This is a genomic window from Streptomyces xiamenensis, assembly GCF_000993785.3.
Taxonomy (GTDB): domain Bacteria; phylum Actinomycetota; class Actinomycetes; order Streptomycetales; family Streptomycetaceae; genus Streptomyces; species Streptomyces xiamenensis.
In genome coordinates this window covers 281,740-304,765 of record NZ_CP009922.3, presented here as the reverse complement: position 1 = coordinate 304,765, position 23,026 = coordinate 281,740, and the positions used below count along the sequence as shown (strand labels likewise).

Genomic DNA, 23,026 nt, shown 5'->3' with positions numbered 1-23,026 from the left:
ACGATGTCCAGAAAGTGAGACGCGCGATGCAGGTGCCGGCCTACCGCAGGGTGGCGGACCAGCTGCGGCAGCGCATCGCGGCCGGCGAATTCCCCGCCGGCCGCCGACTGCCCTCACGGAGCGAACTCTCCCGCCAGTACGGCGTCGGCTCGAACGTCGCCGCCGCGGCCGTCCGCCTGCTCACCGCCGAGGGCGTCGTCCGGGGCCGCCCCGGTCAGGGCGTCTACGTCCGCGAACAGCCCTCCACCGGAACCATGGCCCGCTCCTGGACCAGGGAACGGCTGCTGGGCACCCTCGCCGTGTCCGGCGATGCCGACGAGGACGAGGGCCGCACCGTCCGCAGCACCCCCGTCTCCACCACCGAGCCCGCCGGCCCCGCCATCGCCGCCCGGCTGGGCCTGGACCCCGGACAGCAGGTGGTCCGCAGCCTCTACCGGCTCAGCCGCAACGACCTGCCCGCGATGCTCTGCGTCAGCTGGGAGCCCCTGGGCATCACCGGCGGCACCCCCGTCACCCTGCCCGGAGCGGGTCCCATGGCGGGCGAGAGCGTGGTGGCCCGCATGGGATACATCGGCATCCGGGTCACCCACTCCACCGAGACCGTCACCGCCCGCGCCTGCACCCGTGACGAGGCGGTGGCCCTCGACCTCGCCCCCGGCGCCCCCGTGGCCGCCATCGAACGCACCTACTACGCGGACCGCCTGGCGCTGGAGACGGCCGACCTGGTCGTCCCGGGCGAACGGTTCCGGCTCGCCTACGAGATCCCCGCCGACAGAACAGGGCCCACCCGATGACCGATCCGATACCCACCGACCCCCAGCACCCGGCCGTCGCCCAGCACCCGACCGGCGGCGTCCCCCGGTGGCGGTTGCCGCCCGGCGAAACGAACACCGAACTCCTGCTGGCCATCGCCGAGTTCGACACCCCCTTCCTGCTCACCGCCTCGCTCTCCCACGGTCTGGGCTCCAGCGCCCTCACCCTCGACCGCGGCAAGGCCGGCCCCGATCTCCTCGCCACGTTCCGGCGCGCGGGCGACCGCGTCCTGCTCCTCGTTCACAACAAGCACCACCGCGCGGCCGGCGACACCGCCGCGACCCGGGCCGGGACGGAGGGCTTCGCCGGGTCGGTCCTGTGGAGCGGCCCGATCGTGCGCGAGGACGGCCCGGCGGCCGTCGTGGACGTCACCACGCTCGCCCTCACCGACCTCCACGGCATCGCCGACCACCTGCGCGAACGCGACCAGGGCGACTACACCGTCGACCCCGCCACCAGCCTCGCCCACCCCACGGACGCCTCGGGCGGCCCGCACGGCATCCGGCTGCCCGCCCTGCTCACCCTGCGCGGCCGGGCCACCGGCGCGGCCGTACGCTCCCTCGCACCGCTGCCCGACACCCTCACCCTCGTCCAGCGGATGGAACTCCTGCCGCTGCCCGCCGACCCGCTCCCGCCGCGCCCCTACCATCCGGCATCCGGCGGCTACGGCGTCGGCCACCGCGACCACGGCGGCCCCGTCCCCGGAGCCGAGGTCCGCTTCCAGCCCCGCTTCCGCCTCACCGAACCGGTGGTCTTCCTCGTCGATCCCGCCGTCCCCGAACCGATCCACTCCGCCGTCCTCGAAGGCGGCAACTGGTGGCAGGAGGCCTTCGACGCCGCCGGCCTCCCCGGCGCCTTCCGCGTCGAGACCGCGCCCGAGGACCTCGACCTGAGCGACCCCGCCCACCACACCGTCTGGTGGGTCCACCGGGATGGCCGCGGCTGGTCCCACGGACAGACCCTCTCCGACCCGCGCACCGGCGAGATCCTGCACGGCCGGGTCAGGCTCGGCTCCCAGCGCGTCGCCCAGCTCACCGCCCTCGCCGAAGCCCTGCTCGCCCCCTACGGACAGCCCGACGAAGCGGCCCGCCGCGCCGCCGTCCAGGACCTCGTCCTGCGCCGCATCCGGCACCTGGCCGCCCACGAGATCGGCCACGCCCTCGGCTTCATGCACAACTTCGCCAGCCACCACCACCCGCGCCCGTCCGTCATGGACTACCCTCACCCCCACCTCACCGTCACCCCCGACGGCGAGCTGGACACCACCCACGCCTACAGCCAGGGCCTGGGCCCCTGGGACCACTTCCTGGTCGCCCACGCCTACGGGCAGACCCCGGGCGAGGAACTGCGCCGCGCCGCCGCGGCCCAAGGGCTCCTCTACCTGGCCGACGAGGACGCCAGCGGTCCCGACGCCGCCCACGCCGACGCGGTGCCCTGGACGGTGCCCGTCGCCGACCCCTTCACCGCGCTCGACCAGGCACTGGAGGTACGCCGTACCGCCCTCGCCCGCTTCTCCCGCTCCGTCCTCCCCCCGGACCGGCAGACCGGGGAACTGGAGGACCGCGCACTCCTCCTCCACCTCTACCACCGCCACCAACTGACCGCCGTCGCCCGCCTGGTGGCGGGCGTACGGTACGGCTACGCCCAGGCCGGAGACCCCGGCGCGGCCGGTGCGACCCCCGTCGCCGCCGCCGACCAGTGGCGCGCCCTGCGCCGCACCGCGGACCTGCTGCACCCCTCCGTGCTCACCCTGCCCCCCACCGTCCTGCACACCCTGACACCGCCGGCCATCCGGTACCGGCGGGACCCCGACGCCCTGCGCGGACAGACCGGACGGACCTTCGACCCGCTCACCGCGGCGGCCGCCGCCACCGCCCTGGTCAGCACCGAACTCCTCACCCCCGCGCGCCTGAACCGCCTGGCCTGGCAGCACGCCACGGACCCGGCCCTGCCCGCGCCCGCCGACGTGGCCGGGACCCTGCTGGGCACGCTCGTACCGGACCCGGAAACCGACGACGGTGTCGCCCGGCTGGTCCGCACGACGGCGACCGCCGTCGTGCAGCGCCAACTCCACGCCCTGCTGGCGGACGAGCGGACCCATACGGTCGTCCGCGAGGCGCTGCGCCCCCACCTGGACGCGTCACCCGCCCACCCGGACCCCGACCCGACCCCCCTGCCGTGGATCCCCCCGGGCGCACCGCTGTGACGGGCGTGCTCCGGTAGCCCCGGAACCGGCTTCTGGGGGTGCGTCACCACGGGCCGGCCACGGATCACGCGTCCGTGGCCGGCCCGTGGTGACGCACCCCCAGGGCCGTGGAACAGGTCGTCTTCGCTGGACGCACCGTGTCCCAGCTGTTGCCCGTGGCCACCTTGGTGCAGCCTGGTCCCAGGAACGCACGGCCCGTGCGCCGGCCCGCACCGTGAGACGCCGACACCGGATCGGGTGCGGACACCACCCGGCCACCGGCGTCGGCCTCGCGACCGCCGTCCAGGGGCGTGCTCGGTGGCGCCGCCGCCGGCACGCCCTCTCCCACCACCACTGAGGGAGCAACTCATGACCGACTACGGCCACGCACTGTGGTTCGGCAGCTTCATCACCCCCGTCGCCGACCGGCGGCAGGCGCCGGTCGAGCTGGCCCTGACGTCCGAGCGGGCCGGACTCGATCTCGTCAGTTTCCAGGACCACCCCTACCAGTCGGGGTTCCAGGACACCTGGACCCTGATGTCCTACGTCGCGGCGCGCACCGAACGGATCCGGATCAGCGGCAACGTGCTGAACCTTCCGCTGCGTCCCCCTGCCGTGCTGGCGCGCGCCGCCGCGAGCCTGGACCGGCTCAGCGGCGGGCGGGTCGAACTGGGCCTCGGTGCGGGCGCGTTCTGGGACGGCATCGTCGCGATGGGCGGTCGCCGTCTTGAACCGGGGCAAGCCGTACAGGCGTTGGAGGAGGCCGTGGGCGTGCTCCGGGGGCTGTGGGCCACCGAGGAATCCGGGCCCGTGCGGATCGAGGGCGAGTTCTACACCGTGACCGGCGCGAAGCGGGGGCCCACGCCCGCGCATCGCATCCCGATCCACCTCGGTGCCTACAAGCCGCGCATGCTCCGGCTGACCGGCCGGATCGCCGACGGCTGGCTGCCCTCCCTCGGATTCCTGCCCGAGGGCCCCGCGTCGCTGGCCGCGATGAACGAGCGGATCGACGAGGCCGCCTCCGCCGCCGGACGCGAACCCGCGGCGGTCAGCCGCCTGCTCAACATCGGCGGCCGCTTCACCAGCGGCAGCGGCGGTGGGCTGCTGGAGGGCAGGAGCGATGACTGGGCCGAACAGATCGCCGACATCGCCCTGCAATACGGAATCTCGGGATTCATCCTCGCCTCGGACAAGCCCGGCGACCTCGACCTCTTCGGCCACGAGGTCGCGCCCCGCGCCCGCGAACTGGTCCGGGCCGAGCGCGGGGCATGACGCGGAGTGTCATTGAGGACGAGGGGCACTGCGGTCGACCGCGCACAAGGTACTGAACGCAAAAGCAGCATGACATCGGCAAGTTCGGCAAGCTGATCCCCTGAGGAGCGTCCTGTGCCGCAGCGGTTCCCGAGCGGTGCACAGGGCTGCGGATTTCACCACGTCCGGAGCCCGGGCCGCCCTCGTTACGGCTGCACAACAGCCCTTTGCCTGAAAGGATTTGGGAGAATTGGCCCGCTTGTCGGGTGAGGGCCCGCCCGGTGAGGATCACCGTGGCGGAGCACAGAATCGTCCCCCCGTAGCACCAGACTGTGAAGGACAGCATGAAGATAGGTTTCGCCCTCCCGCAGTTCAACAACCAGGCGTACGGCATCGCCCACACCGCCACGTTCGCCTCCGCGATCGAGGAGGCAGGTGGTGCCAGCCTGTGGGTGGGCGACCGGAACCTGGCGGCGGTGCGGCCCGCCGTCGGCTACGGCGGGCAGGGCAACACCATCCCGCCGGAACTCAACGCCTCCGCCGACCCCTTCGTCCTGCTCGGTGTCGCCGCCTCCGCGACGCGTCGCGTACTGCTGGGCTCCCACATCCTGATCGCCCCGCTCTACGCTCCCGTCCAGCTCGCCCGGTCACTGACGACGATCGACGTGATCAGCGGCGGACGGCTGCTGCCCGGCTTCGGGATCGGCTGGTCCCCCGAGGAGTACCAGGCGGCCGGAGTGGACTTCACCCGCCGCGGAGCCCGCATGGAGGAACTGCTCGACGCTCTCGACGCCATCTGGAGGACCGACCCGGCACAGTACGAGGGCACGCAGCTCTCCGTGCCCGAGCACCACTCGCCGCTGAAGCCGGCTCGGGCTCCCCGGCCGCCCTTCTACCTGGGCGCCATGTCCGAGCGCGCGCTGCGCCGTGTCGCCCGGCGCGGCGACGGCTGGTTGCCGCTGGTCGTCGTCCCCAGCTACGTCGACATCGACGGCCTCGTCCAGCAGCGCGCGTTCCTGAACGAACTGGCCCGGCAGAACGGCCGGGACCCCCGGGCGATCGACACCGTGCTGCGGGTGAACATCAACGCGGGCACGAGCACGGCGCTGGTGGCCGACGCCATCAAGGAGATCCACGAGCGAACGGGCATCGACCACTTCATGGTCGACTCGATGTACGACGTGGACACCGTCGACGGCTCCGTCGAGCACGCACGAGAGGTTCTCCACCTGGTGGACAAGGGCTGAGCCCACGCCGTCCCAGGTGGACCGCAGAAGACGCTCGGGCAGACGCGGGACTCCGCCCTGATGTCCCAGCCCCGGCACCGTGCGCGGCGGGCCGGAGCGAGAACCGGGAGGTCGAACGCCGCACCCGCGAGGACGGCGGCGTTGGGCATCGATGGTTCTGTGGCGGCGGTTGTGCACGCCGATCACGAGGCCGAGGTGCACGGCGGGCGTGCTCGCCGAGTCGCGGCCGACCACGGGGTACGGGTGGCCACGGCCGCCTTCGCGGGTCCGACCGGGGGCGGGTTCGTCCGCACCTCCGGCCGCTCGGGCATCCGGTCGGCCGACGGGGAACCGGTCGCGGAGGCGGGCTCCCACCGACACTGCGAGATGTGCGAGCGCGCACGATCATCGCGTACCAGCCGGCCGACCGTGCCTTTGTGGCCCCGACGATCGAGGAGGCCGTGGCGGGGCTGGGGCTCGCCGGCCGGCGGGTCGGCCCTCAGCCGGGCGACGAGCGCGGCACGCAGCGCGGCGGACGGTTCCACTGCGATGACGGGTGACGTCGGTGGGGCCAGACAAGTGATCCGCACGTGTCCCGGTCCCGCTGCGCCGCCGACCACCGGCTCCGGTCCAGCGTGCAACGCCTTGGGCGTGGCTCCGCGTTCATGCTCCCCAGCCTTTCAGAAGCCCGTGATCAACGGGGCGATGGACGGCGCCGGGGCCGGATCCCGCCACGCGGCGCGCCCGGTGTGCTCACGTGACGTTCGCGCCGATCACCACGCCCGGCGCCGGGCTGCCGTGGTCGTGAGCGTGGTCATGGTCGTGCTCAAGGAGCCCGTTCGCCTCCCAGGCCGGGAACCGATCGTCGTAGCCCGCCCACACCCCGGCCCCCGCGGCCCATTCGCCGTCGTCGAGCAGACAACCCGTCAGCGCCGCTCGCAGCGCGTCCTTGTCCAGGCCCGTTCCGATGAACACCAGTTCCTGACCACCGGAATCGGTGTCCCCCAGGGACCGCACCCCTGATGGTTCGAACCTCGCCACCGACCCGGCCTGTGACCACAGCCCGGTGATCCCGGGACGGGTCGCCAGGCAGAAGAAGCCCTTGGACCGGAGGACCTCGCCGAAGACGCCGCTGTCGAAGTCCTCGTTCAGCAACCGCCACAACCGTGCCGGCTGGAAGGGCCGGTCGGCGCGGAAGAGCAGACTGGAGATGCCGTATTCCTCGGTCTCGGGAACGTGATCCCCGTTGAGCTCGGCCAGCCAGCCCGCGGACTCCCGCGCCTTCGCCAGATCGAACCTCCCGGTACCCAGGATCTCTGCTGGGTCCACCCGGCCGTGCCGCGCGCGCACCACCTTGGCCGCGGGATTGAGTCGCTGGAGAGCGGCTTCGAGCCGCTGCGTCTCCTCGGCGCCGACCAGGTCCGTCTTGTTCAGGACGATCACGTCGGCGAACTCGATCTGATCGGCGAGCAGATCGCTGACCGTGCGGTCATCCCCCTCGAACGGCGCGAGATCCCGGTCGGTGAGAGTGTCCCCCGCGGTGAGCTCCGGCAGGAAGTTGAGGGCGTCCACCACGGTCACCATCGTGTCCAGCCGGGCGAGTTCGCTCAGCGTCGCACCGTCGTCGCGCGGGAAGGAGAAGGTGGCGGCCACCGGCATGGGCTCCGAGATGCCGCTCGACTCGATCAGCAGGTAGTCGAACCGGCCCGCACGGGCCAGCCGGTCGACCTCCTCCAGCAGGTCGTCCCGCAGGGTGCAGCAGATGCAGCCGTTGGTCATCTCGACCAGGCGTTCCTCGGTGCGGGAGAGTGAGCCGCCGTCCCGCACCAGCTCCGCGTCGATGTTGATCTCGCTCATGTCGTTGACGATCACCGCCACGCGCAAGCCGTCACGGTTGCCGAGCAGGTGGTTGAGCAGCGTCGTCTTCCCCGCCCCCAAAAAGCCCGACAGCACCGTGACCGGCAGCCGCCGGCCGTGTGCCGCGGGTCCCGGCCCCGTCATCGTGCCCATCCGGCCCTCCGTCAACTGAAGATGGTTATCGTTATCGATAGTATCCACGGTACTCCACCGGCGCGCCGCCCCGGTCACGGGGCCGGCCCCCGCGCCGGTGGCCCGGCGACGGGCACGCGGCGCGCGGGCGCGGGGGAGTCCTCCACGGCGATGGGAGGACGACCGTCGGGGTGATGGACGGTGCCGGGCCGGCCGGTGCGAGGCGGAAGATCCGGGGCGGCGTGGTGCCGGCGTCGTCCCCGGGGAGCGGTGCCCGCGTCCTGTTCCTATGGTGGTGATCACCGGTGGCGGGTGCTGAGGCGGGCTGGCATGACAGACACAGGGATCGACATCGACTACACGGCGGTGTTCCGGAGGCTGCCCAGCATGGTGGCGCTGCTGACCCCCGAACTGGTCTACGCGGACGTGAACGAGGAGTACCTGCGGATCTCCGGACGCACCCGCGAGCAACTGGTGGGCCGCTACGTCTTCGACGTGTTCCCCGACAGCCCGGACAACGCCGATGCCCAGGGCGCCCGGAACCTGCACCTCTCGCTCCAGCGGGTGCTGGCCACCGGGGAGCGGGACAGCATGGCGCTCCAGCGCTACGACGTCCAGCGCGCGGACCGGCCCGGTGTGTGGGAGCAGCGGTACTGGAGCCCCGTCAACACCCCGGTGCTCGGGCCCGGCGGCCGAGTGATCCTGCTGGTGCACCGGGTGGAGGAGGTGACCGAGCTGATCAAGCTGGGCGGGCTCCCCGACGGCGGCAGGACGCGCGTGCTGGAGGCAGAGCTGTACACGCGGGCCCGCGAGCTCCAGGAGGTCAACGAGCGTCTGCGCCGGGCCCACGCCCGCGAACGGGAAGTGGCCCTCGCCCTCCAGGAGGCGATGCTGCCCGACCCCGGCGACATCGGGCACCACCGTGCCGCCGTGCGGTACCAGCCCGCCGTCAGCGCCCTGAACGTCTGTGGCGACTGGTACGACCTGGTGGACCTGCCGGGCGACCGCATCGGGGTGGCCGTCGGCGATGTCGTGGGCCACGGGCTGCGCGCCGCCGGTGTCATGGGGCTGCTGCGCAGCGCCCTGAGCGCGACCTCCCGGGTCGCCGAGGGCCCCGCCCAGGCCCTGGACGTGCTGGGGCTGTACGCGCGCTCGGTCGAGGGCGCCGAGAACACCACCGTCGTTCAGGTCACCGTCGACTGGGCCGGCCATGTCCTCACGTACAGCTGTGCCGGTCACCCGCCGCCCGCCCTGCTGCGCGCCCACGGAGCCGTGGAGTTCCTCGACGGGGCCACGGACCCCCCGCTCGGCGCCCGACTCGAACACCTGCCCAGGCCGCAGGAGCGGGCGGCCTTCACCGAAGGGGACACCCTCGTCCTCTACACGGACGGTCTGATCGAGCGCTGCCGCGAGGACATCGACGTGGGATTCGCCCGTCTCTCCGAAGCCCTCACCCGCCACCGCGACGCCCACCCCGAGCGCCTCGCCGACGCGATCCTGCGTGACCTGCTCCCACCCGACGGAGCCACCGACGACACGGTCCTCGTGGTCATCCGGCTCTGACCCACGGGCCACTGGCACCGTCGCGACCGTTTTCCGTGCCGGACCGCGGTTTTCTTCCGGGCGGTCTCCCGGGAGTCGTCCACCTCGTCCGGCAGGTGGGTGAAGAGCACGTCCGCGCCCTCCCGGGCGAAGGCCAGGGCCACGGCGCGGCCGATGCCCGAGTCGCCGCCGGTGATCAGGGCGCGCCGCTCCCGCAGCCGGCCGCAACCCCGGCAGCTGTCCTCGCCGTGGTCGGGCCGCGGGGTCAGCTCCCCGGCAGCGCCGGGCGGCTGCTGGGACTGCTGCGGGAACTCCGGGCTCGGGTGACGCTCGGCCGGGTGCTCACTCATCGCGGTCGCCTCTCCTTTTCGGGGTCGGCGGATGCGTGCCGCTTCGCGTACCTTGCACGTGAAGAAAAACTCCTGTCTGTTGGAGTTTCGTCCGGGTATTCGGGGGGCGGCCATCGACGCGGCGGCCGAACGTGGCCACTCGACTGTCTTCGGTCCGGTGCACCGGTTCGGGGCGGCTGAGATCAGCAGGCTGACCCGGGTCAGCTACGCCGGTGGTCCCGGCGGCCCGCACGTGTTCCGCATCCGACCCCTCGTGTGCGATGTCGGCCATGGGCTGACTGCCCGCGTCGCTAAACGCTGTCAAGCCTCGCCGGGGAGCCCTGGGCCGACAGGCCGTCGCGGCGCCCCGGCCCTCCAATGGCCGATCCGGCTCAGCATCACCCATCCGACAAATGCTTCTTTCAGTGCTAATAAGGATCTAAATGAATACATTCTGAATGGGGCTGTGGCATGAGGGAGAAGGTCGCCGACCATCTGCTGCGCCGTTCGCGTGCACGGGACGTCGAATGTGCCCTGGCCCACGCGGGAGACGGCATCAACGGGCTGCCGGCGGCGCGGGGGAGAGCGGATGACCAGCCGCGGTTCGTACGGGCGCGGCTCCTGTCCCGCCGCACGCCACCAGGGCCCAGGCCACCGCCACCGCCCTGATCGAGGGCGACCCCGACCGGGCCGACGTGGACAAGGAGGGCAGGAAGCACAAGCTCCAGGACTTCCTGCCCGGCCGTCCCGGCCGAACACCCCGACACAGGGAGAAGACCATGACCACGGAACGGCAGCCCGTACGGGACCCTCGGCCCGCGGATTTCAGCGGACTCGACCTGCGGCGACTGGAAGCGGAACTGAGAGAACGCGTCGACGGGGAGGTGCGCTTCGACCCCGGCAGCCGCGGGGCCTACGCCACCGACGCCTCCAACTACCGGCAGGTGCCGATCGCGGTCGTCGTTCCCCGCACGGTGGACGCGGGGGCCGAGGCGGTCGCGGTGTGCGCCGCGCACGGCGCGCCGGTGCTCTCCCGGGGCGGTGGCACGAGCCTGGCCGGGCAGTGCACCAACGTCGCCGTCGTGCTCGACTGGACCAAGTACTGCCACCGCCTGGTCTCCGTCGACCCCCAGGCCAGGACCTGTGTCGTGGAACCAGGCATCGTTCTCGACGAACTCAACCGGCAACTCGCCCCGCACGGAATGCAATTCGGCCCCAAACCGGCCACCCACACGCACTGCACCCTCGGCGGCATGATCGGCAACAACTCCTGCGGCGCCTCCGCGCAGAAATACGGCAAGACCGTCGACAACGTCCGCCGCCTGGAGGTCCTCACCTACGGCGGCTGCCGACTGTGGGCCGGGCCGACCGACGACCAGCGGTACGCGGACATCCTGGCCGCCGGTGGCGAAGCCGCCCGCCTCTACCGGGGAGCCCGTGAACTCGCCGACACCTACGCGGACGACATCCGGGCCGGCTACCCCGCCATCCCGCGCCGCGTCTCCGGCTACAACCTCGACTCACTCCTCCCCGAGCAGGGCTTCGACCTGGCCCGTGCCCTGGTCGGCAGCGAATCCACCCTGGTCACCGTCCTGCACGCCGAACTCGACCTGGTGCCCGTCGAGGCGGCCGACGCCCTGGTCGTCCTCGGCTACCCGGACATCTGCGCCGCCGCCGACGACGTACCGAGGCTGCTGGACCACTGCGACCCGCTGCAACTGGAGGCACTCGATGACCGCATGGCTCAGCTGATGCGCGAGGAGCACGTGCACAGCGAGTCACTGGCCCTGCTGCCCGCCGGGCAGAGCTGGCTGTTCGTCCAACTGGGGGGCGAGAGCCGTCAGGACGCCGACAGCAAGGCCCGGGCCCTGCTCGACGCGCTGGGCCTTGCCGAGGACGACGCACGGGTCGCGATCTCCGACGACCCGGCACGCGAACAGCGATTCCTCCAGGCGCGGGAGGCGGGCCTGGGGGTGACCGCCCGCCCGCCGGACGGCCGCGAGACGTGGGAGGGCTGGGAGGACTCCGCCGTGGCGCCCGAGCGGCTCGGCGACTATCTGCGGGACCTCAAGAGCCTGTTCGCCGAGTTCGGCTACGACCACCCCTCGCTCTACGGACACTTCGGCCACGGCTGCGTCCACACCCGCATCCCGTTCGGCCTGAAGAACGAGCCCGGGGTCGCCGCCTTCCGCGAGTTCATGGTCCGCGCCGCGGACCTGGTGCACTCCTACGGCGGCTCGCTCTCCGGCGAGCACGGGGACGGCCAGGCCCGCGGCGAACTGCTGACCCGGATGTTCGGCGAGCGGCTCGTCGGCGCCTTCACCGAGTTCAAAGCCCTGTTCGACCCGGACAACCGCATGAACCCCGGAAAAATCGTCTCCCCCCAGCCGGCCGGCGGCCCGCACCCCATCGACGGCCAACTGCGCCTCGGACCCCTGTGGCAGCCCCACGAGACCCCCGAGCAGCACTTCGACTACCCCGACGACGAGCACAGCTTCCGGCGATCGGTCATGCGCTGCGTCGGCATCGGCAACTGCCGTTCCCACGAGGGCGGCGTCATGTGCCCCTCCTACCGGGCCACCGGTGAGGAGGAACACTCCACCCGGGGCCGCTCCCGGCTCCTGTTCGAAATGCTCAACGGACACGCCGACTCCGCCATCACCGACGGCTGGCGCTCCACCGCCGTCCGCGACGCCCTGGACCTGTGCCTCGCCTGCAAGGGATGCAAATCGGACTGTCCCACCGGCGTGGACATGGCCACCTACAAGGCCGAATTCCTCTCCCAGCACTACGCGGGACGGCTTCGCCCGGCCGCCCACTACGCCCTGGGCTGGCTCCCCCTGTGGGCCCGCGCCGCCCAGCTCTCCCCACGCGCCGCGAACGCACTCCTGCACGCCCCCGGACTGTCCCGGGCCGGCAAACGGCTCGCCGGGGTCACCGCCGAACGCGAGGCACCGCTGTTCGCGGAGGAATCATTCCTGAGCTGGTGGCGCCGCCGCGCCAGCCCCGAACCGGCCCCCGGCGACCCCCGGGCCGTCGTCCTGTGGCCGGACACCTTCAGCACCTACTTCCACCCGCACGTCGCCCAGGCCGCCGTCGCCGTACTGGAACACGCGGGACTGCGCGTCGCCCTCCCCAGCCGCCCGGTGTGCTGCGGACTGACCTGGATCTCCACCGGCCAACTCGGCCGCGCCCGCCGGGTCCTGCGCTCCACCGTCGACACCCTGCGGCCCTGGCTGGCGGCCGGCACCCCGATCGTCGGCCTGGAACCTTCGTGCACCGCCGTCTTCCGGGCCGACGCTCCCGAGATGTTCAGCCAGAACGAGGACGTCCAGCGCCTGGCCCAGTCCACCGTCACCCTCTCAGAGGCCCTGCTGCGCCACGCCCCGGACAACTGGCAGCCCCCGTCCGTCGCCCGCTCCGCGCTGGTACAGACCCACTGCCACCAGCACGCCGTCCTCGGCCAGGACCCCGACCGCGAACTCATGCGACGGGCCGCCATCGACGCCGACATCCCCGACGCCGGCTGCTGCGGCCTGGCCGGCAACTTCGGCTTCGAACGCGGCCACCACGATGTCTCCATGGCCTGCGCGGAGCGCGAACTCCTGCCCGCCGTCCGCCGGGCGCCCGCGGAAGCCCTCATCCTGGCCGACGGCTTCAGCTGCCGTACCCAGATCGACACCTCGGACACCGGACGCCGGGCCATGCATCTTGCCGAGGCCCTCGCCCTGGCCCTGCCCGGCGCCACCCCCGCCCCCCGCGAACGGCCCGAACGCGCGGCGGCCCCCCGCACCGCCCGCCGCGGCCTCGACACCGGGCTGATCACCGCCGCCGCACTCGCCGCCGCAAGCGCGGCGGCCCTCGGCACCGCACGCCGGCTCACCCGTCGTCGCTGACCGTGGCGGAAGACATGGGCAGGCCGCTCTCCAGAGCGATCCGGGGAGCCGGGCGGCACGTCCGGTCCGGCGGCCTGGCCAGGAGCGTCGAGCCACGCGGGCCGGACGCAGAGAGCCGGGCCCCGCCGCGACGCACCACGGGAGGTGAGCTGCGCCGTGCCGGCAGCGGCTCCGGCGATGCTGTGCTGTGTGATGGCGAACGGCGGCGGCGGGAGCGGCCGGGTACGCGGCTTCCCCACCCACGGGGTCTGGCGGCGCCCCGGGCTGCGCTGGACGGACGCGCTGGTCGCCGCCGCGCTGCTGGGCCTGCTGTACGGAGTGCTGCGGCTGGCCCCAGCCCTCGACGCGCCGTTCCTGCCGGACACCGCGCCCAGCACCGTCTCCACCGACCCCGTCCATCTTCCGTACTACGCGGCCCGCTCGCTGCTGCGGATGTTCGCCGCCCTGGTCCTGTCCGTGCTGTTCACCCTGGTGTACGCCACGGTCGCCGCCCGGGTCCGACGGGCCGAACGCGTCATGCTCCCCGTCCTGGACATCCTCCAGTCCATCCCGGTGCTCGGCTTCCTGTCCATCACCGGCACCGCGTTCCTGCGGCTCTTCCCCGGCTCCGTCCTCGGCCTGGAGTGCGCCGCCGTCTTCGCCATCTTCACCGCCATGGCGTGGAACATGACGTTCGCCCTCTACGCCTCCCTCGTCTCCCAGCCCGCCGACCTGGACGCGGCGGCCCGGCTCATGCGGCTCACCCGCTGGCAGCGGTTCTGGCGCCTGGACGTCCCCGGCGGCATGATCCCGCTGATCTGGAACGGCATGATGAGCTTCGGCGGCGCCTGGTTCTTCCTCGCCGCCTCCGAATCCCTCTCCGTCCTGGGCCACCGCTACGCCCTGCCCGGCCTCGGCTCGTACGCCGCCACCGCCATCCGCGCCGGCGACCTGGGGCAGGTCGGGCTCGCCATCGCCGTGACGGCGGTCCTGGTCATCGGCGTCAACGCCCTGTTCTGGCGCCCGCTCACGGTGTGGTCGGAACGCTTCCGGATGGACGAGGTCCCGCCCGCCGAACGCGTCACCTCCCGCTCCCTGGTGCTCGACATCCTGCGCCGCTCCGCCGTCCCCGGCCTGCTGGCCCGTCCGCTGCGCCCGGCCGCCACCGCCCTGGACCACGCCACCCGCCCGCTGGGCCGCACCCCGCGCGCCGCCGCCGGGCCCGCACCCCGTACCAGGGGCGGCCCGCGCGTCCTGCTGCCCGGCGCCGCCGCCGTGCTCGCGGCGCTCGCCGGCTGGCGGGCCCTCGCCTATCTGCACGACACGGTCGGGCTCGGCGAACTCGGGCACGCCCTGGGCCTGGGCGCGCTCACCCTGTCCCGGGTCGTGGTCCTGGTGGCCGTGGCCACCCTCGTCTGGGTCCCCATCGGCGTCTGGATCGGCCTGAACCCGCCCGTGACCCGCTTCGCCCAGCCCGTCATCCAGGTGCTGGCGGCGTTCCCCGCCAACCTGCTCTTCCCGTTCGCCGCCGCCGTCTTCCTCACCTGGCACATCCCGCTCAACCTCGGCGCCGTCCTGCTGATGGCGCTGGGCGCCCAGTGGTACATCCTCTTCAACGTCATCGCCGGTGCCGCCGCCATCCCCGCCGATCTGCGGGAGGCGACCGCGAGCCTGGGCGTACGGGGAGCGGTGCGCTGGCGGACCTTCCTGCTGCCGGCCGTCTTCCCGGCCTACGTCACCGGGGGCATCACCGCCGCCGGCGGCGCCTGGAACGCGTCCATCGTCGGCGAGGTCGTCCAATACGGCGACCACACGCTGACCGCCACCGGCCTCGGCGCGTACATCACCGAGGCCACCGCGAACGGCGAGGTCCCCAAGATCCTGCTCGGCATCAGCGTGATGGCCCTGTACGTCGTCGCCGTCAACCGTCTGCTGTGGCGCAGGCTGTACGCACTCGCCGAAACCCGCTACCGCCTGTGAGGCCATCCGACATGCGCCACGCGGACGAGCCCGCCGCGATCCTGACCGCGGACTCCGTCACCCAGACCTTCATCACTCCCGGCGGTCGCGCCGTCCCGGTGCTCGACGGGGTCAGCTTCCGGCTCGCGGACGGCGAGATCGTGGCGCTGCTCGGCAAATCGGGCTCCGGCAAGTCAACCCTGCTGCGCTGCGCGGCCGGACTGATCACCCCGTCCTCGGGAACGGTCCACCGGCGCGGGAGCGTGGCGATGGTGTTCCAGTCCTTCGCGCTGCTGCCGTGGCTGACGGTGCGGCAGAACGTCGAACTCGGTCTTCAGGCCCGGGGCGTGGCGCCCGCAGAACGCCGCCGACGGGCGCTGGAGGCCATCGACATGATCGGCCTGGACGGCTTCGAGGGCGCCTACCCGCGCGAACTGTCCGGCGGCATGCGCCAGCGCGTCGGCTTCGCCCGGGCGCTGGTGGTCGAACCGGACGCGCTGTTGATGGACGAACCCTTCTCGGCCCTCGACGTCCTCACCGCCGAGAACCTCCGCTCCGAACTCCTGTCGCTGTGGGAGGGCCACACCGCGCCGGTGAAGGCGATCCTGCTCGTCACCCACAACATCGAGGAAGCGGTGCTGCTCGCCGACCGGGTGCTGGTGCTCTCCGACAACCCTGGGCGCATCCGCGCCGAATTCACCGTGGAACTGGCCCGCCCCCGCGACCGGCACGGCGCGCGCTTCGAGGACCTGGTGGACGCGGTGTACGACGTCCTCACCGGCCGCGGTGAACCCGCCGCCACCCCGCCACCGGTCCCGACCCCCATCAGCAGTCCGCTGCCACGCGCCTCGGTCGGCGGCATGGCGGGCCTGCTGGAGATCCTCGCCGCGCGCGGCGGCGAGGACGGCCTCGCCGAGATCGCCGAGGCCCTCACCTTCGAAATCGACGACCTGCTGCCCCTGGTGGACGCGGCCGTCCTGCTCGGCCTCGCCCGCACGGCCCACGCCCGGATCGAACTCACCTCCGCCGGCCACGAATTCACGGCGGCCGGCATCCTGCGCGGCAAGGAACTCTTCTCCCGCCACGCCCTGGAACGTGCCCCGCTCGTCCGCGCGATCGCCCAGGCCCTGCGTACCGCCCCCGGCCACACGCTGCGCGAGGACTTCTTCCTGGACCTCCTGCACCGCGGCTTCACCCCCGAGGAGGCCCGGACCCAACTCGGCATCGCCATCGACTGGGGCCGCTACGCGGAGCTGTACGACTACGACAGCGACAACGCCACCCTCACCCTGGAGGAACCCCCGGGCTGATCTGGTAGGGGGCGCAAGTGCCGTCCGATCCGCTCGGACACGAGCACGAGCGCTCGGTGCCGGTGTAGCTGTCGCTCAGCCGCATCCAGGAGTAGGCGGGTTCCTGGGGCGTGCCTGCCGGCGAGTTCTCCCAGTCCTCCTGCCGTCCGAAGGGGGTGAGGTCCAGGAGGTCGAACACCAGCATGAAGGGCTCTTCCCCGCGGGCCTGGGTGGACCAGGTGTGGAAGACGCGTTCCCCTTCGGTGAGGAACACACTGATCGCCTGGCGCTCCTCACCCTCGACGGTCGCTCCGAAGTCGGTGTTGAACCGGTCGCCGATGGTCGAGTACCAGGGCAGGTCCCACCCCATGCGGTCGCGGAAGGCCCGTAGGCGTGGCAGGGGCGCGCGGGAGGTGAGTGCGAACGAGGTGCGGCGGGCGTGAAGGTGGGACAGCGGCCCGATGTGCTCGGCCATCATCGAGCAGCCGTCACATCCTTCCCGCCACTCGGGCGCGAACATGAAGTGCTGCACGATGAGCTGCTGGCGCCCCTCGAAGAGATCGAGCAGCGTGACGGTGCCCTCGGGCCCGTCGAAGGCGTAGTCCGGACGCACCTCGACCATCGGCATCCGGCGACGGCCCGCGCTGATCGCGTCCTTCATCCGGGTCAGCGCTTTCTCCTGCTGCAACAGGACACCCCTGGCGTCGTTCCAGGTGGCGCGGTCGACGATCGCGGGCCGGTTCTGCCGCGCGCTCACCGGTAGAAGCCCTCGCGCAGGTTGATGCCGTGCTCCAGCCAGACTTTCAGCGCGGCGAGCATGCCCGTCCACCCCTCGCAGTTGCCGAACGCGGCCTTGGCGCCGTCCGGGGTGGCCAGCCAGGAGGTCTCGGTGATCGTCACCAGCGTCCGGGAGCCGCCGTCGATGGGCTCGAACTCGAAGGTGACGCGGGTGGTGCCGCTCTTGCTCACGGACGCCTCGGCACCCCATTCGATGACGAGGCGGTGGGGAGGGTCGGCCTCGATGACCGTGACGGGGAAGGCGCCGGGGAAATCGGCGAAGTCCCACTCGACCTGCGCACCTGCTTCCAGGCGGCCCTTCGCCCCGCCCGTGGTGAAGTATCGCGAGAGCTGCTCCGGATCCGCTACGGCCTCGTACGCCTCCGCACACGGACGCGCGACCCGTCCGGAGACGGTGAAGGACAGCTCGGCAACCGGTTCGTTCGTCATGTTGTATTTTTACAACATGACAGGGTCGATCGACAACGCCTCCGACGATGACCGCGTGTTCAAGGCGCTGTCCTCACCGGTGCGCCGGCGGATGCTCGACGCGCTGAAGGCCTCCACCCACACCACGGGATCGCTGTGCGCGCTGTTCCCCGAGCTCGACCGCACCACGGTGCTCCAGCACCTGCGCGTGCTGGAGCGGGCGGAACTGGTCACCGGCCGCAAATCGGGCCGGGAGCGTCACCTCGCCCTGGCCCCGCTCCCGATCAAACGCATCCACGACCGCTGGATCAGCGGCTACATGCAGGCCGCCGTCCATCTGCTCGACGACCTGGACGGTGACTGACCTCGGCCGGCCACCACGGAATCTCGCGGCCCCGGTGGCTGCCGGGCCAAGGCGCCTTCGGCCGAACGTCTCCCGTTGTCTGCCGGATCACAGCAGCGCGCTGCTCAGGAGGAAGATCGCCAGGGCGTGGGCCAGGGCGGCGGCGAGGACACCGTGGTGGTTGCGCAAGTGGGCGCAGATCAGGCCCTCGTACAGGGTGAAGGCCAGCAGGGGCCAGCCCACGTCGGTCACCGTCGAGGCGAGGAAGATGTGGCAGGCGGCGAAGAGCGCGGCCGACAGGAGCGTGGCGCGGGTGTGGCCGGTCACGGCTTCCAGACGGGTCTGGAGCAGGCCGCGGAACAGCACCTCCTCGGCGAGGTTGCCCGCCAGCGCGAAGAACGCCAGGGCGGGCAGCAGGGACAGGGCAACCGATCCACCGCGTTCTTCCAGCGGCCGGGCCGCGGCCAGGGCCAGCACCGGGGCAGCGGCCAACAGCCCGCCGCCGAGGCCCCAGCCCAGGGTGCGGAGGTCCGCCCGGCCCCAGGGGACCAGCGCCGCCAGGCGGTGGTCGGTGCGCAGGATCAGCGCGGTGGTGGCGAGCGTCAGGGTGCCGCACACCACGAGCAGCGCCGGGTCGGGGGTGAACCGCAGCCAGGGGACGGCCCCGGCGGTGCCGATGTGCCACAGCCCGGCCGGGGTCATGGCGTCCCGGACGAGGACGAAGCCGAGGATCAGGACCGCGATCCGGGGCAGCGGGTCGCCCAGGGGGCGGGTCAGCAGGTAGCAGAAGGCCAACAGGCCAAGACCCGGCAGGATCCGGAGGGCATAGGCGAGCAGATCGGAGAGCACGGGGCAGGGTCTTTCGCGGAGGGGGCGGTGAGGTGGGCGGGCCCGCCCCTCCATGATGTGAGCGATCCTCAGTTTTTGGTACTCGCATGGGAGCCCCATGGTCCAGCCCCGTAAAAGCCCACGTCAGCAGCGGTCCCGGGAGACCGTCGAAGTGATTCTGGAGGCGGCGGCTCAGCTTTTCCAGCGGTACGACTATGCCGCGACGACCACCAACAAGGTCGCCGAGCGGGCCGGGGTGTCCATCGGTTCGCTGTACCAGTACTTCCCCAACAAGGACGGGCTGCTGACCGCGCTCGCCCGGGAGCACCTGCGCGCCGCGGCCACCGAACTGGACGGGTTGCTGGCGGCGGCGACCGCCCGGCGGCTGCCGTTGCGGGCGCTGCTGGAGGAACTGGTGGGCGGAGTGGTGGCACTGCACACCGAACGGCCGGCGCTGCACCGGCTGTTGTTCGATCAGACGCCCCGTACCGCTGAAACCGTGGCGGAGCTGCGGGACTTCGAGCAGCGGGCAGCGGCCGGGCTGGCCGCCCAGGTGCGCCGGCTGGGAGCCGGCGGGGACGCACCGGAGTTCACGGCGCTGCTGGCGGTGCAGGGCATCGAGGCCCAGGTGCACGGTGCGGTGCTCGCCCCCGCTGACGACCGGCCGATGGCGGAGCGGGCGCGGTCGGTGGTGGATCTGTGGGAACGGGCCCTGGCGCCCGAGGGACGGGGGAGAGGTTGAGGGAGCGTGGACCTGGGTCACCGTCGGTGGCAGGGGCGTAGCCGCGTGTCCGCGGTGCGCTGAGCGCATGCGTGACGGATGTGTGACGCGGGATCACATCAAGGTGTGGCATCCCCGCTTGCTGCCTCCGGGGGTGCGGGTCCGGTGATGAAGGGTGGTGGCCCGGCTCGACGCTGCCATCGTGGCTCGCGGAGGCGCCGCCACGGGCCACGTCCTTCGGGCTGAACCCGGCCGTCGGGTTGGCGTGTGAGCTCTGCGACAGTCACCCGGTGATGCTGCCGGGTTGATGCATCAAGGGGAGAACCGTGGCTCCCGGCTAAAGCCTGCCGGACCGTGCGGCGCGGCGCCGTCGCAGGAGGCCGGCGATCCCGCCGATGGCGAACGGCGCGGCCAGGAGCATGGCGAGGACGAGCAGGGGCGCGGCGATGAACAGCAGGACCAGGGTCCACTGCGCGTCGGTGACGATGTCGGCGGGGTTCACAGGCTGATTGTGCCGGGTCGGAGGAACGACGATGGCCCCGACCGTGGTGGTCGGGGCCATCGTCATGCACACCCATGTGTGGCGCGGGCGGCGGCATTCCTGGGCATCATCGTGCTCGCCCGCGTGTGACGGACTGCCGGCGCCAGCCCATGCCGGTCACGGACCACCCACGCTCGCGCGGGGGCACGTACAGATGACTACTGGTCCGTGATCGGCTTCGATCCGGGTCGGCGGTCCCCTGGGGCCGATCGCGATGTCGGCGAATGTCGCCGCGCTGACCGGAGTGCGGAAGGCATCCGCCACGACGGCGGTCTCCCCGCCGTTCACCGCAGGTAGGACGCCCCGTTCAGGTCCAGCACGGCGCCGGAGGACCAGGCGGCCCCCGGTGAGGCCAGGTACACGATCGCGTCGGCGATCTCCTCCGCCGACGCCACCCTGCCGAACGGGCTCTGCGCCCGCAGCGCGTCCCCCTCGGGACCGGAGAGCTTCGCCTGCTGCCGTTCGGTGGCGACAAACCCGGGCGCCACCGACGTCACAGCGATCCGGTGGGGCGCCAGGGCGACGGCGGCGGACTGCCCGAAGGCATGCAGGGCGGCCTTGCTCGCCCCGTACGCCGGATGGTCGGGCTCGCCGCGAAAGGCGCCGCGGGACCCCACGTTGACGATGCTCCCCGGTGCCCCGCGGCCGATCAGCTGATCGGCGAAGGCCCAGGTGACGTTGACCGCGCCCAGCAGGTTCGTGCCGATCATCGCGTTCCAGGAACCGAGCCACATCTCCCAGTCCACGTCGCCGATCCGGTGCCGGTTCTCCGGCTGCGGGGCCACCGCCGCGTTGTTCACCAGGACCTCCAGGCCGCCCAGCGCCCGCGCCGCCTCCTCGACGACGCGGCGCGCGGTGGACGGGTCGGAGAGATCACCGCCCACGACCGTGTGTCCCTCCCCGGCGAGCAGGGCGAGCGTCCGGTCCGCGTCCTCGCGGTGACGCCCGTAGTGGACGGCGACGCGGTGCCCCGCGGCGGCCAGGGCGACGGCGGCGGCACGTCCGATGCCACGCGAGGCCCCGGTGACGAGTGCTCCGCGGCTGATGGAGTCCGGCACGACTCAGTCCTTCCGGATCGATGAAGCGCCGCACCGCGCGGCACCTGCCGAGGGAAACGGCGACGACAGAACATCACACCGGCGCCGCCCCACTCCGCGCCGGCGTCGTCGCCGCAGGGCGGTGCACGCGGAAGTGCGGACCACCCGTACGTCAAGGCAGGCTGGACCGACTGGCGCATTTTCCGGGGCCGGCCCTCCACAGCCACTTTCCCCACGGAGCAGGCCTCTGTCGGCTCCTTGGTGGAGACCCGGCTCGCGTCCGCATGCTGATCCGCACCCATCTCGGCAGCCAGGTCGAACCTTGTGGGACGAGGATGTCATGACCGTCCTCAGCGCCGATGCCCCTGTGCCCCCGGGCTCGTCGCCGGCTGCCGCTACGGCCGCCGCATCGAACAGCGTCTCCCGCCCCGAGTCTCGGCGGTGAAGGAGTTGTTCCGCGTCAGGCCTCGCTTCGCGTCGGGAGATTTCGTTCGCTCCAGTGTGCCAACGGCTGCAGGGCGGAGATCAGCTCTTCGGCGTCAGCCGTGAGGGCGTACGTGATCCGGACCGGCGTGCTGGGGACGACCGTGCGTTCGATGAGCCCACGGCTCTGCAACTGCTTCAGTCGCAGTGTGAGCTGCGGGTCCGAGATGCCGGGGACCAGTGCGCGGTACTCCTTGAACCGGCGGGCGCCCCGGGCCCCGGCGAGCAGGATCGGTCCGGTCCAGCGGGCCCCGATGATGTCGAGCGCGCGCAGGATGCGGTGGCAGTTCTCCTCGTCGACGGGGGAGTCAGGCGATCTCATCACTTCTCCAAAGTAAGTAACTTCGGTGCTCTTTGTCGACGCGGCAGCCGGAACGGATGCTTTGTGAGCCGAAGAGAAGGAGGGCACGATGACCGCACGAACCGCGCCGGCGGACCGCCGGGTGAACCGGGTCGTCGCCAGGGTGGACATCGGTCCGACCCCCATGTCCGACCACAGTGCGCTGATCATTCCGCCGGGCGACGACGCGCGGACCGACCCGTTCCTGCTCATGGGAGAGGAACGGGTCAATCAGCCGGGGTTCGAGTGGCATCCGCACCGTGGGATGGAGACCGTGACCCTCGTACTGGACGGAGCCCTGGAACACGGCGACAGCATGGGCAACGCCGGTGTGCTGGGGCCCGGAGACGTGCAGTGGATGACGGCCGGACGGGGCGTCATCCACCGCGAGGTCGCCGCCCGCGCGGAGCACGCCCACGTGATCCAGCTGTGGCTCAACCTTCCGTCGAACAAGAAGTCGGTGCCCACCGGCTACCAGGACCTCCGGGCCGGTGGCCAGGCCGTGCACACCGAGCCGGGTGTCCTGGTCCAGGTGATCTCGGGCGAGGCGGGGGCAGTGCGCGGGCCGGCGGTCAATCACTGGCCCATTCTGGGCATGGTGATCACGCTCGACCCGAGAGCCGAGTACCGGCAGGTACTCGACGGGAGCGAACGCTCTTTCGTGTACGTGATCGCCGGCTGCCTGACGGTCGGCGGGCGCACCGTACGCGCGGGAGAGATCGCCTGGTCCGATCCCGTGTCCCGAAGGGGTGGCCCGACCACGCTGGCTCTGGCCGCCCGCGACGCCGACGAACGGACAAAGGCGATGGTGTTCTCCGGCCGGCCCATCGGGGAGCCCGTCGTCGCCCACGGTCCGTTCGTGATGAACAGCGAGGCCGAAATCGTCCAGGCCTACCGCGATTTCCATTCCGGCGGCTTCGGCAGCATCCCCCGGCACAGCCGCTTCACCGCCGGGGGTTGACCCACCGCGCGCACCGTCGCAGGACAGGCACGCGCGGAACACCTTCGTCGCCGCGCGCAGAGAACGCCACAACCGGCCGCCCGGGTCTCATGACGCCGTACCGGGCGG

At 72.1% G+C, this 23,026-nt stretch carries 19 protein-coding genes and 1 pseudogene; 12 read left to right on the top strand and 8 right to left on the bottom strand.

All coding sequences use genetic code 11. The features are described 5' to 3' along the window. Positions 1–14: 14 nt before the first annotated feature. From SXIM_RS01270 to SXIM_RS27210, 5 genes are all read left to right on the top strand, one after another. On the top strand, positions 15–794 hold the full coding sequence (locus tag SXIM_RS01270; RefSeq protein ID WP_148236057.1) for a GntR family transcriptional regulator: 780 nt from the start codon (positions 15–17) through the stop codon (positions 792–794). Next, positions 791–3,019: a zinc-dependent metalloprotease gene (locus SXIM_RS01265; protein WP_053116064.1), complete on the top strand. Its 2,229-nt coding sequence runs from the start codon at positions 791–793 to the stop codon at positions 3,017–3,019. The genes SXIM_RS01270 and SXIM_RS01265 overlap by 4 nt, the downstream gene beginning before the upstream one ends. Positions 3,020–3,367: 348 nt before the next feature. Beyond that, positions 3,368–4,270 carry an LLM class flavin-dependent oxidoreductase gene (locus SXIM_RS01260; protein ID WP_046722696.1) on the top strand — a complete coding sequence of 301 codons (903 nt, stop codon included), beginning with the start codon at positions 3,368–3,370 and terminating at the stop codon, positions 4,268–4,270. Positions 4,271–4,593: 323 nt separating this feature from the next. Next, positions 4,594–5,496 carry a TIGR03619 family F420-dependent LLM class oxidoreductase gene (locus SXIM_RS01255; protein ID WP_046722695.1) on the top strand — a complete coding sequence of 301 codons (903 nt, stop codon included), beginning with the start codon at positions 4,594–4,596 and terminating at the stop codon, positions 5,494–5,496. 368 nt (positions 5,497–5,864) lie between these two features. Further along, positions 5,865–6,035, top strand: a complete 171-nt coding sequence (locus tag SXIM_RS27210; RefSeq protein ID WP_158707977.1) for a hypothetical protein — start codon at positions 5,865–5,867, stop codon at positions 6,033–6,035. Between the two features lie 193 nt (positions 6,036–6,228). On the opposite strand, the gene SXIM_RS01245 is transcribed toward SXIM_RS27210, so the two are convergent. Next, positions 6,229–7,485, bottom strand: a complete 1,257-nt coding sequence (locus SXIM_RS01245) for a GTP-binding protein (RefSeq protein ID WP_046722694.1) — start codon at positions 7,483–7,485, stop codon at positions 6,229–6,231. Positions 7,486–7,794: 309 nt separating this feature from the next. On the opposite strand from SXIM_RS01245, the gene SXIM_RS01240 reads away from it, so the two are divergent. Next, positions 7,795–9,027 (top strand): PP2C family protein-serine/threonine phosphatase, encoded by a 1,233-nt coding sequence (locus SXIM_RS01240; RefSeq protein ID WP_046722693.1) that lies wholly within the window; start codon positions 7,795–7,797, stop codon positions 9,025–9,027. 56 nt (positions 9,028–9,083) lie between these two features. Here SXIM_RS01240 and SXIM_RS27880 read toward each other — a convergent pair. After that, positions 9,084–9,356: pseudogene (locus SXIM_RS27880) on the bottom strand (SDR family NAD(P)-dependent oxidoreductase); the annotation flags it as partial. Positions 9,357–10,114: 758 nt separating this feature from the next. On the opposite strand from SXIM_RS27880, the gene SXIM_RS01230 reads away from it, so the two are divergent. The 3 genes from SXIM_RS01230 (at position 10,115) to SXIM_RS01220 (ending at position 16,479) form a co-directional block, all read left to right on the top strand. After that, complete coding sequence (locus SXIM_RS01230) at positions 10,115–13,231, top strand: FAD-binding and (Fe-S)-binding domain-containing protein (RefSeq protein WP_046722692.1); 3,117 nt, start codon at positions 10,115–10,117, stop codon at positions 13,229–13,231. Positions 13,232–13,387: 156 nt separating this feature from the next. Then, the gene (locus tag SXIM_RS01225) at positions 13,388–15,190 is read left to right on the top strand and encodes an ABC transporter permease (protein ID WP_234306753.1); all 1,803 of its coding nucleotides are present in this window, start codon (positions 13,388–13,390) and stop codon (positions 15,188–15,190) included. An 11-nt stretch (positions 15,191–15,201) separates the two neighbouring features. Then, positions 15,202–16,479: an ABC transporter ATP-binding protein gene (locus SXIM_RS01220; protein ID WP_030726812.1), complete on the top strand. Its 1,278-nt coding sequence runs from the start codon at positions 15,202–15,204 to the stop codon at positions 16,477–16,479. Here the strand turns inward: SXIM_RS01220 and SXIM_RS01215 are convergent. Together SXIM_RS01215 and SXIM_RS01210 are read right to left on the bottom strand one after the other, a co-directional pair. Further along, positions 16,454–17,215, bottom strand: coding sequence for a DUF899 domain-containing protein (locus SXIM_RS01215; protein WP_078635139.1), 762 nt, complete (start codon positions 17,213–17,215; stop codon positions 16,454–16,456). The two genes, SXIM_RS01220 and SXIM_RS01215, sit on opposite strands and share 26 nt — an antisense overlap. Next, positions 17,212–17,685: an SRPBCC family protein gene (locus SXIM_RS01210; protein WP_030726806.1), complete on the bottom strand. Its 474-nt coding sequence runs from the start codon at positions 17,683–17,685 to the stop codon at positions 17,212–17,214. Before SXIM_RS01210 ends, SXIM_RS01215 begins: the two co-directional genes overlap by 4 nt. A gap of 16 nt (positions 17,686–17,701) precedes the next feature. Here SXIM_RS01210 and SXIM_RS01205 point away from each other — a divergent pair, with 16 nt between their 5' ends. Then, a complete protein-coding gene (locus tag SXIM_RS01205) occupies positions 17,702–18,028 on the top strand; it encodes an ArsR/SmtB family transcription factor (protein WP_199811756.1) in 327 nt (108 codons plus the stop codon). Positions 18,029–18,115: 87 nt separating this feature from the next. Here the strand turns inward: SXIM_RS01205 and SXIM_RS01200 are convergent, their stop codons facing one another. Next, positions 18,116–18,856, bottom strand: coding sequence for a CPBP family intramembrane glutamic endopeptidase (locus SXIM_RS01200; protein WP_030726799.1), 741 nt, complete (start codon positions 18,854–18,856; stop codon positions 18,116–18,118). Between the two features lie 97 nt (positions 18,857–18,953). Between SXIM_RS01200 and SXIM_RS01195 the strand changes: the two genes are divergently transcribed. Further along, complete coding sequence (locus tag SXIM_RS01195) at positions 18,954–19,577, top strand: TetR/AcrR family transcriptional regulator (protein ID WP_046722689.1); 624 nt, start codon at positions 18,954–18,956, stop codon at positions 19,575–19,577. 316 nt (positions 19,578–19,893) lie between these two features. On the opposite strand, the gene SXIM_RS27205 is transcribed toward SXIM_RS01195, so the two are convergent. From SXIM_RS27205 to SXIM_RS27200, 3 genes are all read right to left on the bottom strand, one after another. Further along, positions 19,894–20,058, bottom strand: coding sequence for a hypothetical protein (locus tag SXIM_RS27205; RefSeq protein ID WP_158707976.1), 165 nt, complete (start codon positions 20,056–20,058; stop codon positions 19,894–19,896). A gap of 323 nt (positions 20,059–20,381) precedes the next feature. Continuing rightward, entirely contained in the window at positions 20,382–21,155 is a 774-nt protein-coding gene (locus tag SXIM_RS01190; protein WP_030726790.1) for an SDR family NAD(P)-dependent oxidoreductase, read from the bottom strand. Positions 21,156–21,594: 439 nt separating this feature from the next. Next, positions 21,595–21,939 (bottom strand): winged helix-turn-helix transcriptional regulator, encoded by a 345-nt coding sequence (locus tag SXIM_RS27200; RefSeq protein WP_043176901.1) that lies wholly within the window; start codon positions 21,937–21,939, stop codon positions 21,595–21,597. Positions 21,940–22,027: 88 nt separating this feature from the next. Between SXIM_RS27200 and SXIM_RS01180 the strand changes: the two genes are divergently transcribed. Then, positions 22,028–22,918, top strand: a complete 891-nt coding sequence (locus SXIM_RS01180) for a pirin family protein (protein ID WP_030726785.1) — start codon at positions 22,028–22,030, stop codon at positions 22,916–22,918. Positions 22,919–23,026: the final 108 nt, after the last annotated feature.

What these genes read in the sequence shown, in the direction of transcription:
- SXIM_RS01220 (WP_030726812.1), top strand. Translation starts at nt 15,202, where the DNA reads ATGCGCCACGCGGACGAGCCCGCCGCGATCCTGACCGCGGACTCCGTC.
- SXIM_RS01245 (WP_046722694.1), bottom strand. Translation starts at nt 7,485, where the DNA reads ATGGGCACGATGACGGGGCCGGGACCCGCGGCACACGGCCGGCGGCTG.
- SXIM_RS01205 (WP_199811756.1), top strand. Translation starts at nt 17,702, where the DNA reads ATGACAGGGTCGATCGACAACGCCTCCGACGATGACCGCGTGTTCAAG.
- SXIM_RS01255 (WP_046722695.1), top strand. Translation starts at nt 4,594, where the DNA reads ATGAAGATAGGTTTCGCCCTCCCGCAGTTCAACAACCAGGCGTACGGC.
- SXIM_RS01195 (WP_046722689.1), top strand. Translation starts at nt 18,954, where the DNA reads ATGGTCCAGCCCCGTAAAAGCCCACGTCAGCAGCGGTCCCGGGAGACC.
- SXIM_RS01180 (WP_030726785.1), top strand. Translation starts at nt 22,028, where the DNA reads ATGACCGCACGAACCGCGCCGGCGGACCGCCGGGTGAACCGGGTCGTC.
- SXIM_RS01240 (WP_046722693.1), top strand. Translation starts at nt 7,795, where the DNA reads ATGACAGACACAGGGATCGACATCGACTACACGGCGGTGTTCCGGAGG.
- SXIM_RS01230 (WP_046722692.1), top strand. Translation starts at nt 10,115, where the DNA reads ATGACCACGGAACGGCAGCCCGTACGGGACCCTCGGCCCGCGGATTTC.
- SXIM_RS01265 (WP_053116064.1), top strand. Translation starts at nt 791, where the DNA reads ATGACCGATCCGATACCCACCGACCCCCAGCACCCGGCCGTCGCCCAG.
- SXIM_RS27200 (WP_043176901.1), bottom strand. Translation starts at nt 21,939, where the DNA reads ATGAGATCGCCTGACTCCCCCGTCGACGAGGAGAACTGCCACCGCATC.
- SXIM_RS01260 (WP_046722696.1), top strand. Translation starts at nt 3,368, where the DNA reads ATGACCGACTACGGCCACGCACTGTGGTTCGGCAGCTTCATCACCCCC.
- SXIM_RS01210 (WP_030726806.1), bottom strand. Translation starts at nt 17,685, where the DNA reads ATGACGAACGAACCGGTTGCCGAGCTGTCCTTCACCGTCTCCGGACGG.